Annotated in this window: 12 protein-coding genes; 4 read left to right on the top strand and 8 right to left on the bottom strand. The window is 36.9% G+C overall.

Annotation, left to right across the window (positions count from 1 at the left end):
• Positions 1-330 precede the first annotated feature (330 nt).
• The 8 genes from AA0017_RS19285 to dnaA form a co-directional block, all read right to left on the bottom strand.
• Positions 331-1,908 (bottom strand): glutathione ABC transporter substrate-binding protein, encoded by a 1,578-nt coding sequence (locus AA0017_RS19285; protein ID WP_413377079.1) that lies wholly within the window; start codon positions 1,906-1,908, stop codon positions 331-333.
• Between the two features lie 251 nt (positions 1,909-2,159).
• A complete protein-coding gene (gyrA, locus tag AA0017_RS19290) occupies positions 2,160-4,703 on the bottom strand; it encodes a DNA gyrase subunit A (protein WP_413377081.1) in 2,544 nt (847 codons plus the stop codon).
• A 15-nt stretch (positions 4,704-4,718) separates the two neighbouring features.
• Positions 4,719-6,659, bottom strand: a complete 1,941-nt coding sequence (gene gyrB, locus AA0017_RS19295; RefSeq protein ID WP_413377083.1) for a DNA topoisomerase (ATP-hydrolyzing) subunit B — start codon at positions 6,657-6,659, stop codon at positions 4,719-4,721.
• 60 nt (positions 6,660-6,719) lie between these two features.
• Entirely contained in the window at positions 6,720-6,986 is a 267-nt protein-coding gene (gene remB, locus AA0017_RS19300; protein ID WP_413377085.1) for an extracellular matrix regulator RemB, read from the bottom strand.
• A 16-nt stretch (positions 6,987-7,002) separates the two neighbouring features.
• Positions 7,003-8,115: a DNA replication/repair protein RecF gene (recF, locus tag AA0017_RS19305; protein ID WP_413377087.1), complete on the bottom strand. Its 1,113-nt coding sequence runs from the start codon at positions 8,113-8,115 to the stop codon at positions 7,003-7,005.
• Positions 8,116-8,126: 11 nt separating this feature from the next.
• Positions 8,127-8,342: a S4 domain-containing protein YaaA gene (gene yaaA, locus AA0017_RS19310; protein ID WP_003323476.1), complete on the bottom strand. Its 216-nt coding sequence runs from the start codon at positions 8,340-8,342 to the stop codon at positions 8,127-8,129.
• Positions 8,343-8,522: 180 nt separating this feature from the next.
• Positions 8,523-9,665, bottom strand: a complete 1,143-nt coding sequence (gene dnaN, locus AA0017_RS19315; protein ID WP_413377090.1) for a DNA polymerase III subunit beta — start codon at positions 9,663-9,665, stop codon at positions 8,523-8,525.
• Between the two features lie 161 nt (positions 9,666-9,826).
• A complete protein-coding gene (dnaA, locus tag AA0017_RS19320) occupies positions 9,827-11,179 on the bottom strand; it encodes a chromosomal replication initiator protein DnaA (protein ID WP_413377092.1) in 1,353 nt (450 codons plus the stop codon).
• A 683-nt stretch (positions 11,180-11,862) separates the two neighbouring features.
• Between dnaA and rpmH the strand changes: the two genes are divergently transcribed.
• The 4 genes from rpmH (at position 11,863) to jag (ending at position 13,889) form a co-directional block, all read left to right on the top strand.
• Positions 11,863-12,000 carry a 50S ribosomal protein L34 gene (rpmH, locus tag AA0017_RS19325; protein WP_003323480.1) on the top strand — a complete coding sequence of 46 codons (138 nt, stop codon included), beginning with the start codon at positions 11,863-11,865 and terminating at the stop codon, positions 11,998-12,000.
• A gap of 89 nt (positions 12,001-12,089) precedes the next feature.
• The gene (gene rnpA, locus AA0017_RS19330) at positions 12,090-12,437 is read left to right on the top strand and encodes a ribonuclease P protein component (RefSeq protein ID WP_413377094.1); all 348 of its coding nucleotides are present in this window, start codon (positions 12,090-12,092) and stop codon (positions 12,435-12,437) included.
• A gap of 64 nt (positions 12,438-12,501) precedes the next feature.
• Positions 12,502-13,266 carry a YidC family membrane integrase SpoIIIJ gene (gene spoIIIJ, locus AA0017_RS19335; protein ID WP_413377096.1) on the top strand — a complete coding sequence of 255 codons (765 nt, stop codon included), beginning with the start codon at positions 12,502-12,504 and terminating at the stop codon, positions 13,264-13,266.
• Positions 13,263-13,889, top strand: coding sequence for an RNA-binding cell elongation regulator Jag/EloR (gene jag / locus AA0017_RS19340; RefSeq protein ID WP_413377097.1), 627 nt, complete (start codon positions 13,263-13,265; stop codon positions 13,887-13,889). The genes spoIIIJ and jag overlap by 4 nt, the downstream gene beginning before the upstream one ends.
• Positions 13,890-14,077 lie beyond the last annotated feature (188 nt).

The raw sequence follows: 14,077 nt of genomic DNA on the forward strand, positions 1-14,077 counted from the left end.
TGTTTAAGAGCTTCCCTTTCGCTCTGCCAACTAGTTGAACGGATTTTCTCGATGCGAAAGGTGAGTAATTAAAAATCAAAACCATTCTCCATCTCATTTTCACAAGCTGTTGTATAGGACTAAAAACTAAATGGACTTTCCATCTTCAATGAGCTTTTACAAGGAGAGTTATTTCTTTAAATACTTACTCCTAGCAAGAGACTAACTCCCTTTCTATTAACCACTTGTATTCATCTTAACAGCTCAGAATCTCCCTACCGATTGTCTAGTCACATAAAAAAGTCACCAGCTCCTCTTAAATCGGCTGGTGACTTTTTCGAAAACAACTATCTATTCTTTTAATTCTACATCACGTAAAAATAAGAAACTACTTGGATATTGGAAATAACCTTCTACATTGTCACGTAAGCCAGTTAATAAAATAGAGTGGTACACTGGTACAAGTGGTGCTTCATCCACAAGTAACTGTTGCACTTCTTTATATAATTCTAAACGTGTAGCTTCGTCCATTTCCTTTCTCCCTGCTTCTAATAGAGCGTCCACATCATCATTTTGGATAAATGAGCGGTTACCTGGTGCTCCAACATTAGACGAATGAAACATCCCATATAGCCCATAATCCGCATCAAGAGTAACAGTTCCCCAACTTCCAACAAATAATTGATGATTTCCTTTTGCTGTTGCATCAAGATAAGCACCTTGTTCAGCAATTTGAATCGATAAATCAATGCCAAGTGGAGCTAATTGTGCTTGAGCATATTCAGCAATGTTAATATTAGAACGCAAATCAGTTGTTAAAATCGTTGCTTGGAAACCATCAGCATAACCAGCTTCTTCTAATAAACTTTTGGCTTCTTCAACATTATAAGTTAGTGGAGTAATGTCATCTGAATATCCATAAACGGTCGGAGCTAAAAACCCTTGTGCCGGTAAAGCCACTCCATCTACAATCCCATCAATTAATTCTTCTTTATCAATGGCCATTGTGATGGCATGCCTTACCCGTTTATCATTAAATGGTTCTACCTCTAAATTAAAGCCAATATACGTTAAATTTGAACTATCTGATTGCTGAACCACCGTACCATCCGTATTCTCTAATTGATTGATATCATTTGGATTTACCGGATAAATAATATCGGCCTCTTCTGTTTGTAATTCAGCAATTCTTGTCAGATCCTCGGGAACAACTTTAAATGTAACCTTATCAACATTCGCTTCAATATCCCAGTAGTCTTCATTTTTAGTTAACGTAACATTTTCTCCTGGAACACTTGATTCATATTTAAAATAACCTGTACCAATTGGATTTTCATTTACATAAGCAAAAGGCGGTGCTCCATTTTCCATTGCCTCATAATCAGCTTCAATCGCTTCTTTACTAATCATATGTCCTGCCGGATGTGCTAAATGAGCTGGTAACGCTACAAAAGGAAATTCTGTTTCAATGTGTACAGTATACTCATCAATTACTTCTACATTTGTTACCATATCAAAAAGAAAACCGACAGGGGATGCGACATCTTTGTCGAATATACGATCGAAGTTCACTTTTACGACTTCTGCATTAAATGGTGTTCCGTCGTGAAACTCAATCCCTTGGCGTAACTTTAGTTCCCATACCGTATCTTCAATTTGTTCATAACTTTCTGCTAAACCTGGTTTTAATGTTAAATCTTTATCGAGAAAAACAAGCGTATCATAGATCGCACTCATAACATATAATGAGTTCCCATCATTTGCGGCATGTGGATCCAATGAGACTGGTGCAGAAGTTAAATCAACAACTAAATCTCCTCCACTTGCTTGTTCTGTCGCTGTATTTCCCTCTGACTCATTCGATTGTCCTGAACAAGCAACTAAAGTGATTAAAATAAATATAAATGAAATAAATGCTAACTTTTTCATCTTAACCTCCCATTGGTTTTGTAATGTTTATACATATATCTCTTATCCCTAGTAAAAAGGTATGTTTAGTTACATACATAGTATAAGTGCATTATTGAGATTGGTCAATATTCTATGCTTCTTAGATTATTTGAAATATACTCGGCTTTATTAACTATTACATACGCATTCTAAGTCGCTTACTGATTTAATAGAATCAAAAAAAGCTGAATGGTTTCCCATCCAACTTTTCTTTAGATATGTGTCTTACATTATGACTCATCGGTTTCTTCATCAGATTCCTTGACAGTCTCTACTTCTTCACTTAATTCTTCTTGCTCCATTGATTCCACATTGGATTCAACTTCATCTTCTAAATCATTAATTTCCTCGTCTTCGATTTCAACTCGGGCTACAGTTGCAACCTCTTCACCCTCATCAATTCGAATCACTTTAACCCCTTGAGTATTACGTCCAGTTATGGAAATCCCTTCGACTTGTGTACGGATAATGACACCACTAACCGTAATAATCATAATATCATGGTCATCAGATACAATTTTTAAGGCGACGAGCGACCCATTTTTATCAGTAATGTTCGAAGTCTTAATTCCTTTACCACCACGGTTTTGAATACGGTATTCCTCAATCGGTGTTCGTTTACCATATCCTTTTTCAGTAACAATTAAGACTTGATGTCCCTCTTCAATAATATCCATTCCAACAACATAATCATCATCTTTTAAAGAAATCCCTTTTACTCCACCAGCAGTACGTCCCATTAATCGAACATCTTCTTCATGGAAACGAATCGCCATTCCATTTTTTGTTCCGATAATGATTTCTCTTTCGCCATTTGTTAAACGAACGCCATGAAGTTCATCCTCACCACGTAAGTTGATTGCAAATAATCCACCTTTACGGATATTTGCAAATGATGATAGCTGGGTTCTTTTCGCAATACCATGTTTTGTTAAGAAGAATAAAAACTCATCGTCTTTAAACTCTTCAATAGGAATAACGGTACTAATATATTCATCAGAATCTATTTGCAGGAGATTAATAATCGGAATCCCTTTTGCCGTTCTTCCTAATTCAGGAATTTCATATCCTTTCAAACGATACACTTTCCCTTTATTAGAGAAGAACAAAATCGTATGGTGGGTATTCGTTGTGAACAGATGGGAAACGAAATCATTATCATTAGTACCCATCCCTTGAATCCCTTTACCTCCACGTTTTTGACTACGATATGTAGAAATCGGTAATCTCTTAATATATCCGTTATGAGTGAGTGTAATCACGATATTTTGACGTGGGATTAAGTCTTCATCCTCAAACTGGTCCTCATTCATCGAGATAATTGTACGACGCTCATCATTGTATTTCGCTTTTATTTCTAAAAGCTCCTCACGAATGATTTCTAATACCTTTTCACCATCAGCTAAAATCGCCTTTAATTCAGCAATTCGGGCTAATAACTCTTGGTATTCACTTTCAATTTTATCTCTTTCTAAGCCTGTTAAACGTTGAAGTCTCATATCAAGAATCGCTTGAGCTTGCTCATAACTTAATTGAAAATTCTCCATTAGACCATTACGGGCAAGATCAGTTGTTTGCGAAGCACGAATTAAGCTAATAATCTCATCAATATGGTCAAGAGCAATTCGTAAACCTTCAAGAATATGAGCTCTCGCTTCTGCTTTTCTTAATTCAAACGAAGTCCGGCGGCGAATAACTTCAACTTGATGCTTCAAATACTCTTCCAAACACTCTTTTAAATTTAAAACTTTTGGCCTACCGTCTACAAGAGCCAATAAGTTAATTCCAAAGCTTGTTTGCAAAGATGTTTGTTTATATAAATTATTTAGCAATACATTCGCATTTACATCACGTCTTAACTCAATGACAACTCGTAAACCATCCCGATCCGATTCATCACGTAAATCGGTAATGCCTTCGATTTTTTTATCACGAACAAGTTCAGCAATCTTTTCAATTAACTTCGCTTTATTAACCTGATAAGGAATTTCAGAAACGATAATTCTCGGTTTGCCATTATGTTCTTCAATATCAGATTTTGCACGTAAAGTAATGGAACCGCGACCTGTCTGATACGCCTTACGAATTCCGGAACGACCAAGAATTTCAGCACCAGTCGGGAAATCGGGTCCTGGAATAAACTCCATTAACTCGGCAATGTCCATTTCAGGATTTTCAGATAACGCTAAGACGCCATCAATCACTTCTCCTAATTGGTGCGGAGGAATATTTGTCGCCATCCCAACTGCGATACCAGAAGATCCATTAACTAATAAGTTTGGAAATCTCGCTGGTAGTACGACAGGCTCTCTTTCTGAACCATCGTAGTTATCTTGGTAATCAATCGTATCTTTATTAATATCACGGATAAGCTCCATCGAGATTTTCGACATCTTCGCCTCTGTATAACGCATAGCGGCAGCTGAGTCTCCATCAATTGAACCGAAGTTACCATGACCATTTACAAGCATATAACGATAGCTAAAATCTTGTGCCATCCTTACCATTGTTTCGTATACAGCGGAGTCACCATGTGGATGATACTTCCCGATAACTTCCCCAACGATACGTGCTGATTTTTTATAAGCTTTATCAGCTGTCATTCCAAGATCATTCATCGCATATAAAATACGACGGTGTACTGGTTTTAAACCATCTCGTGCATCAGGCAAAGCACGGCTGACGATTACACTCATCGCATAATCCATAAACGATGTTTTCATTTCTTTGGCTATGTTTATTCCTTTAACTCTTGATTGTTCCTGTTCAGCCATTACTTAAACCTCCAACTAGATATCAAGATTCTCCACGTATTGAGCATTTTCCTGGATAAAGTCACGACGTGGTTCGACACGATCACCCATTAATATTTCAAAGATTTCATCGGCTTTAATCGCATCTTCTAATGTGACTTGCAGGAGAGTACGATGCTCTGGATCCATTGTCGTTTCCCAAAGCTGAGTTGGATTCATTTCTCCAAGTCCTTTATAACGTTGAATGCCTATTTTGGCATTCTCTGGGTATGATTTTAGAATCGGATCTAGTTCTTTTTGGACATATGCATATTGAATTTCTTTTCCGTGTGTCACTTTATATAAAGGTGGTTGCGCAATATACACGTAACCATACTCAATAAGTGGTTTCATATAACGGTAAAAGAAAGTAAGCAATAATGTTCGAATATGAGCTCCATCCACATCTGCATCTGTCATAATAATAATTTTGTGGTATCTTGCTTTCTCTATATCAAAATCTCCACCAACACCTGTACCAAAAGCGGTAATCATCGCTCGAATTTCATTATTGGCGAGAATTTTATCAAGTCTTGCTTTTTCAACATTAATAATTTTTCCTCGTAAAGGTAAAATCGCTTGGAAGTGACGGTCACGACCTTGTTTAGCGGAACCACCAGCCGAATCACCCTCAACGATATATATTTCACTAATAGAAGCATCCTTTGAAGCACAATCAGCTAATTTACCTGGAAGGGCACTTACCTCTAACGCACTTTTACGACGCGTTAATTCACGTGCCTTTTTGGCTGCTTCTCTAGCACGAGATGCCATTAAACCTTTTTCGACAATTTTTCTAGCTACTTGTGGATTTTCAATTAAAAAGCGTGAAAAATGCTCTGAAAATAATGAATCCGTAATCGTTCTTGCTTCACTATTACCTAATTTCGTTTTTGTTTGACCTTCAAATTGTGGATCAGGAATTTTCACAGAAATAATGGCTGTAAGTCCTTCCCTAACATCATCACCTGTTAAGTTCGGGTCATTTTCCTTAACAAGACTATTTTTTCTCGCATAATCATTGATCACCCGAGTTAAAGCCGTTTTAAAACCAGACTCATGTGTTCCACCTTCATGAGTGCTAATATTATTCGCAAAGGAATAAAGATTGCCAACGTAGCCGTCATTGTACTGCACAGCAACTTCTACGTTTAGGCCCTCTTTTTCGCCTTCAATGTGAATCGGTTCATCATGCAGCACTTCTTTTGTACGGTTTAAATGCTTAACAAATGAAGCGATACCACCTTCGTAATAATACTTAGCTGACTTACCATCCTCACGTTTATCCGTTATTGTGATTGTTAAGCCTTTATTTAAAAAGGCTAGTTCTCTTAAACGAAGAGCCAACGTATCATAATCATAAACAATCGTTTCTTGGAAAATTTCCGGATCAGGTTTAAAGTGTGTTTTCGTTCCTGAATTCTCACTTTGTCCAATAATTGCTAAGTCTGCCGCAGGGACACCTTGATGATATTTTTGATGATAAAGATTCCCATCTCTTTCAATTTCGACTTCTAACATTGTCGATAACGCATTAACAACCGATGCACCAACCCCATGCAGCCCGCCGGATACTTTATAACCACCGCCGCCAAACTTTCCTCCTGCATGCAGGACCGTCATAATAACTTCAACGGCTGGTCGCCCCATCTTTTCATGAATCCCTACTGGAATACCGCGTCCATTGTCAATGACCGTAATGCTGTTATCCTCTTCAATCAAAACATCAATTTGATCACAAAATCCTGCCATTGCTTCATCAATACTATTATCGACAATTTCCCAAACTAGATGGTGCAGGCCACGAGCACTCGTTGAGCCAATATACATTCCAGGTCTTTTTCGTACGGCTTCTAACCCTTCTAAGACCTGTATTTGACTCGCATCATAGGATTGTTGTTCAGAATGTTGTTCATTCGACAAGTTCTTCACCTTCATTCTCTATACTTTCGCTTTCTATTTATCGTCAGCTAACACATCGTTGTTCAGATCAGCTGTTCACTCTTTTTCTGTGAAATCAAGGTCAACATTAACCGATGCACGTTTTTTTAACGTACCCGATGATACAGGCGAATAATAGACTGCATGATCTGTAATAACAATCGATTTAATAAATTCTTCACTAATCACAATAGCTTGTTTTCGCTTTTTCTCTTGTTTTAAATAAGTACTTGTGACAGTAGATGATTCTTGCACATCTCGACTTAAAATCGCAATAATTTCTTTTCCACGAACGACCATATCGCCACCTAAATGGATAAACAATCGTATCACCACCTCATCATTTTGGATGAATCGTCCCTTGTTCCACTTCAAAAATGGAAGCTTGCTCTAAGGCTTGTTTATGAACACCCGCAAGATTTGTTGTTGTTACAAACGTTTGAACGCGTTTTTGAATCGTTTCAATCAAATGAGACTGACGATAATCATCTAATTCTGAAAGGACGTCATCCAATAAAAGAATCGGATATTCACCGATTTCGGAATGAATTAATTCAATTTCAGCTAACTTAATAGATAAAGCTGTCGTACGTTGCTGCCCTTGGGAGCCAAAGGTTTGTACGTTCTTTCCATTCACTTCAAACCCTAAATCATCACGATGTGGACCAAATAATGTGACCCCACGTTGAATTTCTTTTTGTTTTTTTTCTTGATAAGTTTGATAGAGTATATCTTTTATTTTCGTCAAATCAAGCTCTTCTGATACACCAGAGGATGGTAAATATGTAATTTTAAGCGATTCTTTCCCTCTGCTAATATCCGAATGGATCTGTTCTGCCCATTTTTGTAGTTGTTTAAGAAATCGATAGCGCTTTTGAATGATTTCAGCTGCTAACGGAATCATTTGATCGGTTAAGATATCAAGCATCTCGAGCGAGCCTTTTTTTATTTGCAGCTGCTTTAGCAATTGATTTCGTTGCTGCAGTACCTTTTGATAGAGGCCTAAATGATATAAATAAAGTGGATTTATTTGACCTAATTCACGATCAATAAACTTCCTTCTACCTTGAGGACTACCTTTAACGAGGTTCAAATCCTCTGGGGCAAACATGACCACATTGACAGCTCCAATATATTCACTTAATTTACGTTGTTCTAACCCATTTAGTTTAACCTTTTTCCCTTTTATCGAAATGATGACATCTAATTTGAGCGGGGATCCCTTTTTAATAACTTCACCTTGAATTCTTGCAAACTCTTCTCCCCAGCTAATTAGTTCTTTATCATTAGACGTTCGATGTGATTTAGCAAGTGCTAATACATAAATGGCTTCAATGATATTTGTCTTCCCTTGAGCATTTTCACCGATACAAACATTCACTTTGGGATCAAAAGAAACTTGGGCATCTTGATAGTTTCTAAAATGCTTTATCGTTAGTGATTTAATATGCATAAGAAAATCCTCTAGTTAGCTGTAATTTCATATTCAGCTCCATCCGCGAGTTGGATACGATCACCATTAACAAGTTTTTTTCCACGCCGACTTTCCAACTCTCCATTCACAAGAACTTCATATTCGGCTAAATACCATTTTGCCATTCCACCCGTATCAATTGCACCTACCTCTTTTAATAATTGACCAAGTGTGATGTATTCTGTCGAAATTGAAATATGCTCCATACCTTCACTCTTCTTTCCGTACATAATTATCCGTAATTGCCGTAATCAAACGCAAGACAGCAAATCATGAAAGTGAAATGCTGTCTTTTCTTTAGCCGTTTTTTATTCTCTTGTCTCTATTGTACTAAACGAAACGATTCTAGCCAAGTCTGATCTAAAAAAAGGTGATGAATAGGCGGTTTAATAAGTACGAACCGGTGAGAACAAATGTAAATAATGATCTTGTTCGATTGGTTGAATCACAAATGGACTCATCGCACCAGTAAATTCAACTTTAATTTCATCGCTATCAATAACTTTTAAAGCATCAATAACATTTTTCCCATTAAAGGAAATACGCATTTCTTCTCCTGCGAACGATTGACTTTGAATTCTTTCTGTTACTTTCCCAATTTCTGGTGAGATTGAGGTGATTTCAATTAAGCCCTCTTCTAGTGTTTTTAAGTTAATCACATTATTTTTAGCTTCTCGTGATAGCAATAATGCCCGTTCTAGTGTTTGCAGCAATGGTTTCGTTTTTAATTGAATCGTTGTTTTGCTTTGAGTCGGAATCATATTTTTGGTTACAGGGTATTTCCCTTCTAACAACCTTGAGAAAAAGAGTAAATTTTTTAATTTAAATAAAATTTGATTCTCTGTGACAACAACATCGATAAATTCATTGCTTTCATCAATAATTTTACTTAATTCATTTAAGCTTTTACCTGGAATCACGACATTTTCAAAAGCAAGGCTTTCGTCATTTCTTTCAATATTTGTTTTACGCATGGCCAATCTATGACTATCTGTTGCAGTACAGTGTAGCACACCTTCGTTCGACTCTAGGTTTACACCTGTCAATACCGGGCGTGTTTCCTGAGTGGACACCGCAAAGACGGTTTGGCGAATCATATTTTTTAACATATCTTGCGGAAGACGGAATAAGAGTTCCTCTTCTAATTGTGGAAGACGAGGATATTCTTCAGGATCTAAGCCATTTAAATTAAAAACAGCAGAACCAGACCTAATCGTTGCTGCAAATTGATCTTGTACGATTAATTCAATTTCTTCACCAGGTAATTTTTTTACGATTTCCGCAAAATATTTTGCTTGTAAAACAATACTGCCTTCTTGTTCGAGTGTAATGTATTGTTTTTCTTCATCTTCTTTAGGGATAAAGGTTTCAATCGAAATATCAGAGTCACTTCCAGTTAAGGTGACACCGTCCTTTGTCGCAACAATTTTAATTCCAGTTAAAATCGGGATTGTTGTTCTAGACGAAACGGCTTTAGCTACGTGCTGAACGTCATGAACAAATCGATCGCGTTCAATCAAAAAATGCATAGAAAGTAACTCCTTTTTATAGATCTTTTTTATTAAAAGAATAGTAGTAATAGTAATAGGGCCTGTGATTATGTGGGTAACTAAGAGAAACTCAATCACACCGCGTTATCCACATGTTAATAAACTGTGTATGAATTAAGGTGAGTTATACACAGTTTCCACTACGAGCGGATTTGTTCGCTAATTTCTTGTAATTTTTTTTGTAAATCTTGATCGCTTGAAAGTAACCTAGAGATCTTTTCATGGGCATGGATCACGGTTGTATGATCACGCCCCCCAAACTCACTTCCGATTTTAGGTAAAGAGGAGTCTGTAAGTTCTCTTGATAAGTACATGGCGATTTGTCTGGGGAATGCAACGGATTTGGTTCGTTTTTTCGCTTTAAAATCTTCCAGCTTCACTTGGAAATGTTCACCTACTGCTTTTTGAATATCAATAATTGTCACGACTTTAGGTTTTGAATTTGGAATAATGTCCTTTAAAGCTTCTGCAGCCAAATCAGCATTCATATCTTGATTAATTAATGATGAATAGGCAACGACGCGAATGAGGGCCCCTTCTAATTCACGAATATTCGTATCGATTTGATTAGCAATATAAAGCATCACTTCATTCGGAATGTCTAAGTTTTCAGCTTTTGCCTTTTTACGCAAAATCGCGATTCTTGTTTCCAGATCGGGGGGAGTAATATCAGTAATCAATCCCCATTCAAATCGTGAGCGCAATCTGTCTTCAAGTGTGGGAATTTCTTTTGGCGGTCGGTCACTTGAAATGACAATTTGTTTAGATTCTTCATGTAAAGCGTTAAATGTATGGAAAAATTCTTCTTGTGTTTGTTCTTTTCCAGCAAGAAATTGAATATCATCTATTAGCAAGACGTCGACATTTCGATATTTATTGCGAAAATTAACGGCTTTGTTATCACGGATCGCGTTAATAAACTCGTTCGTAAATTTTTCAGAAGACAAGTAGACAACCTTTGCATCTGGGTTATGGTCCATCACATAATGACCAATCGCATGCATTAAGTGTGTTTTTCCTAAACCAACACCACCATAAATAAAAAGGGGATTGTACGCTTTTGCTGGTGCTTCTGCCACAGCAAGTGAAGCGGCATGGGCGAAGCGATTTCCGGAACCGATGACAAAAGTATTAAATGTGTATTTATCATTTAACATCGACTTTGTTGATAGGGCTGCCGAATTTGCTTCTGTTACAGTTTTCTTTTTAGGAATAGGTTCAAGAAATAAATCATCATCAGATTTATGTTCAGGAATAACAAACTTAGGTATCAATCTCGCCCCTGTTAATTGCTCAATTGTATCTGATGTTAATTCAGAATAGTGGTCTTCTAACCAATCGCGGGCAAATTCATTTGGTGCTGTTATCGTAATCGCATCATTTTGGATGTCACTGGCTTTTGTTGATTTTAGCCAAGTGTCATAACTAGGTTCGCTTACTTTTTTCTTAATTTCAGCTAAGACCCGCTCCCACAAATCATGAATATTTTCCAACGGATGAACCTCCTATCTTTGTAATCATTATTTTAGTTGGGTTAAAAGCCTCATAAAACTTAAAAATCTCTGCTATCTTGAATTGTTTTAAGTCACAAAAAGAAATCACAGAGTTCATCATTATTCTATGTTGTATAAGCTTTGTATAAGCTAGTGAATAAAACTGTATAAACATAAAAACGTAGAAAATGTGGAGATAAATATAATATAGTAGAAAAGTGTCGTTTTATACATATCCATAGAGTCTGTGGAAAAAGTACACACAGAAACATAAACCTGTCCACAACCTTACCCACAGGCTGTGGACAGGTTTATGACAATAATTAGTCGTCCACGAGTGAAAACATATTAATCATAGCAAAAAAAACCTTACACCGCAACGGATTTCTTCGTTTATCCACAAACCACAACATCCTGTGGTTTGTGGTTGTCCACAGCACAAGATATGTGTACAATCTGTCGATAAGTCTGGGGATAGGGCGAAGATTGTCGATTACCATTTATCCACAATGTAAATTGAACCGGAATATGCTAATATGGATAAGGGATTTTGAAGTGGGACTTTGAAATTGAGGGAGTTCTAAATGGAACCTTGACAACATGCCCTTATGTTCCGTATAATTTACAAGAATGTCTTTTATAGAGTCTTACAATGGAGTATATCCTCGAGGGAGGTGTAATAAATGGGAAAACCAACATTTCAACCAAATAATCGTAAACGTAAAAAAGTACATGGTTTCCGTGCCCGCATGAGCACTAAGAACGGACGTAAAGTACTTGCTCGTCGTCGTCGTAAAGGAAGAAAAGTGTTATCTGCATAGGCCACTGAATTTCAGTGGTCTTTTTCCAGTTTAAAATAAAAGACGGTTTTAAAAGAGGTTATAAGTGAACCGTTTTGAGGTGTAATGGAATGAATAAAGAGCAACGAATCAAAAAGAATGAGGAATTTTCGCTTGTTTTTAATAAAGGAACATCTGTTGCGAATCGTCAGTTTGTATTGTACGCATTAGCAAAAGAGGGACAAGATAAATTTCGACTCGGATTGTCTGTTAGCAAAAAGGTTGGAAATGCGGTGACAAGAAATCGAGTGAAACGAATGGTTCGAGCTTTTTTCCAAGAAAATAAAGAAAGACTACATATTGGATATGATTATGTAGTGATTGCTAGAAAACCAGTTGCAACAATGGAGTTTTCAGAAGTAGAAAGTAGTCTTCATCACATATTAAGAAAAGGCCGATATATAAGGAGAGGGAAATAACCTTTTCTGGTTTTATATAGGGCTTCAATATATATTAATGAAAGATGAACAAGGAGGAGAGCTTGTGCTCAAGAAGTTTAGCCTTGCAGCAGTGACGATTGGAATGCTTGTTCTATTAACTGGGTGTTTTGAAATTGAGCAGCCAATCACGAGTGAAAGTGAAGGAATATGGAATTCCTATTTTGTCTATCCATTATCTTGGTTAATTATTAAACTGGCCGATATGTTTAATGGCAGCTTTGGGTGGTCAATCGTGGCAGTTACCGTTATGTTAAGAACGGTGATGTTACCGCTAATGATTAAACAAACAAGAAGTGCCAAAGCGATGCAACAAATTCAACCTGAAATTAAGAAATTACAAGAGAAATATAGTGCCAAAGATCAAAAGACTCAACAAAAACTACAGCAAGAGATGATGGCTTTATGGCAAGAGAGAGGGGTTAATCCGTTAGCGGGCTGCTTACCTATCTTAGTACAAATGCCGATTTTGCTTGGATTATACCATGCCATTATGAGAACAGATATTGGCGAAGGGTCTTTCTTATGGTTTGCTCTTGATCAACCTGACTATATTTTACCGTTTATTGCGGGTATTACGACTTTTATCCAGCAAAAAATGATGATGGTACAAGATAACCCACAAATGAAGGTATTGTTAGTTGTCATGCCTGTAATGATTGCTGTATTTGCCTTCTTCTTCCCAGCAGCACTTACATTATATTGGGTTGTTGGTAATATATATATGATTGCTCAAACTTATTTTATTACTGGTCCGAATGCAGGTAAGAAAAAAGAAGTAACAGCAAATTCAGGAGGGAAGAAAAAGTGACCAAATTAACTGTATCAGGTAAAACGATTGAAGAAGCTGTTTCAAAAGCACTGAATGAATTGGGGACTACAGAGGAACGTCTTCGTTATGAAGTGATTGAACAACCGCAAAGAGGTTTTTTAGGTATTATTGGAACAAAACCTGCGATTATTGAAGCTTACATCAAACCTGATGCGGTTGAGATAGGTTATACCTTTCTTAAAGAGATGATTGAAGAGATTGGCTTTTCGGTAGAAATCGAAAAGAAGGAACAAGGTGACTTTATTTTATTTGAAATCATTGGGCAAGAGGATATGGGACGTTTAATCGGCAAAAGAGGTCAAACGTTAGACTCTTTGGAATATTTAACGAATTTAGTCGCTAATAAGCAGGATGACTCTTATATTCGCATCCAACTAGACGCAGAGAATTACCGTGCGAAACGAAGAGAAGCTTTAGAGCAATTAGCTCATCGTGTCAGCCGGAAGGTTTTAAGACAGAAGCAAAAAGTGGTACTAGAGCCGATGAATGCAGGAGAACGTAAGGTGATTCATACATCGTTACAGAATGTCTCTGGAGTTGATACGTATTCGCAAGGTAAGGGCTCTAATCGCCATATCGTCATCGTCCCAGAAACCAAATAAAATGGATTGTCAGAATCCTCTATCACATCGATAGAGGGTTTTCTTTATTTTGTAAACTAGTAGCTCCCTAGATAGAAACTTTTCATTGTTGTATTCGTATGATAATGTAAAAGATTAGGGAGTCTTCCTGTGTATAAATGGTATAAATGTTGTTATACACATGTGGATTATTAGCTTATTTTGACGTT

Source organism: Alkalihalobacillus phoenicis, from assembly GCF_047302405.1.
Taxonomy (GTDB): domain Bacteria; phylum Bacillota; class Bacilli; order Bacillales; family Bacillaceae_D; genus Alkalihalobacillus.

Coding starts and splice junctions, on each gene's coding strand:
- rpmH (WP_003323480.1), top strand. CDS start 11,863: ATGGGAAAACCAACATTTCAACCAAATAATCGTAAACGTAAAAAAGTA.
- gyrA (WP_413377081.1), bottom strand. CDS start 4,703: ATGGCTGAACAGGAACAATCAAGAGTTAAAGGAATAAACATAGCCAAA.
- yaaA (WP_003323476.1), bottom strand. CDS start 8,342: ATGGAGCATATTTCAATTTCGACAGAATACATCACACTTGGTCAATTA.
- AA0017_RS19285 (WP_413377079.1), bottom strand. CDS start 1,908: ATGAAAAAGTTAGCATTTATTTCATTTATATTTATTTTAATCACTTTA.
- rnpA (WP_413377094.1), top strand. CDS start 12,090: ATGAATAAAGAGCAACGAATCAAAAAGAATGAGGAATTTTCGCTTGTT.
- gyrB (WP_413377083.1), bottom strand. CDS start 6,659: ATGAAGGTGAAGAACTTGTCGAATGAACAACATTCTGAACAACAATCC.
- recF (WP_413377087.1), bottom strand. CDS start 8,115: ATGCATATTAAATCACTAACGATAAAGCATTTTAGAAACTATCAAGAT.
- dnaN (WP_413377090.1), bottom strand. CDS start 9,665: ATGCATTTTTTGATTGAACGCGATCGATTTGTTCATGACGTTCAGCAC.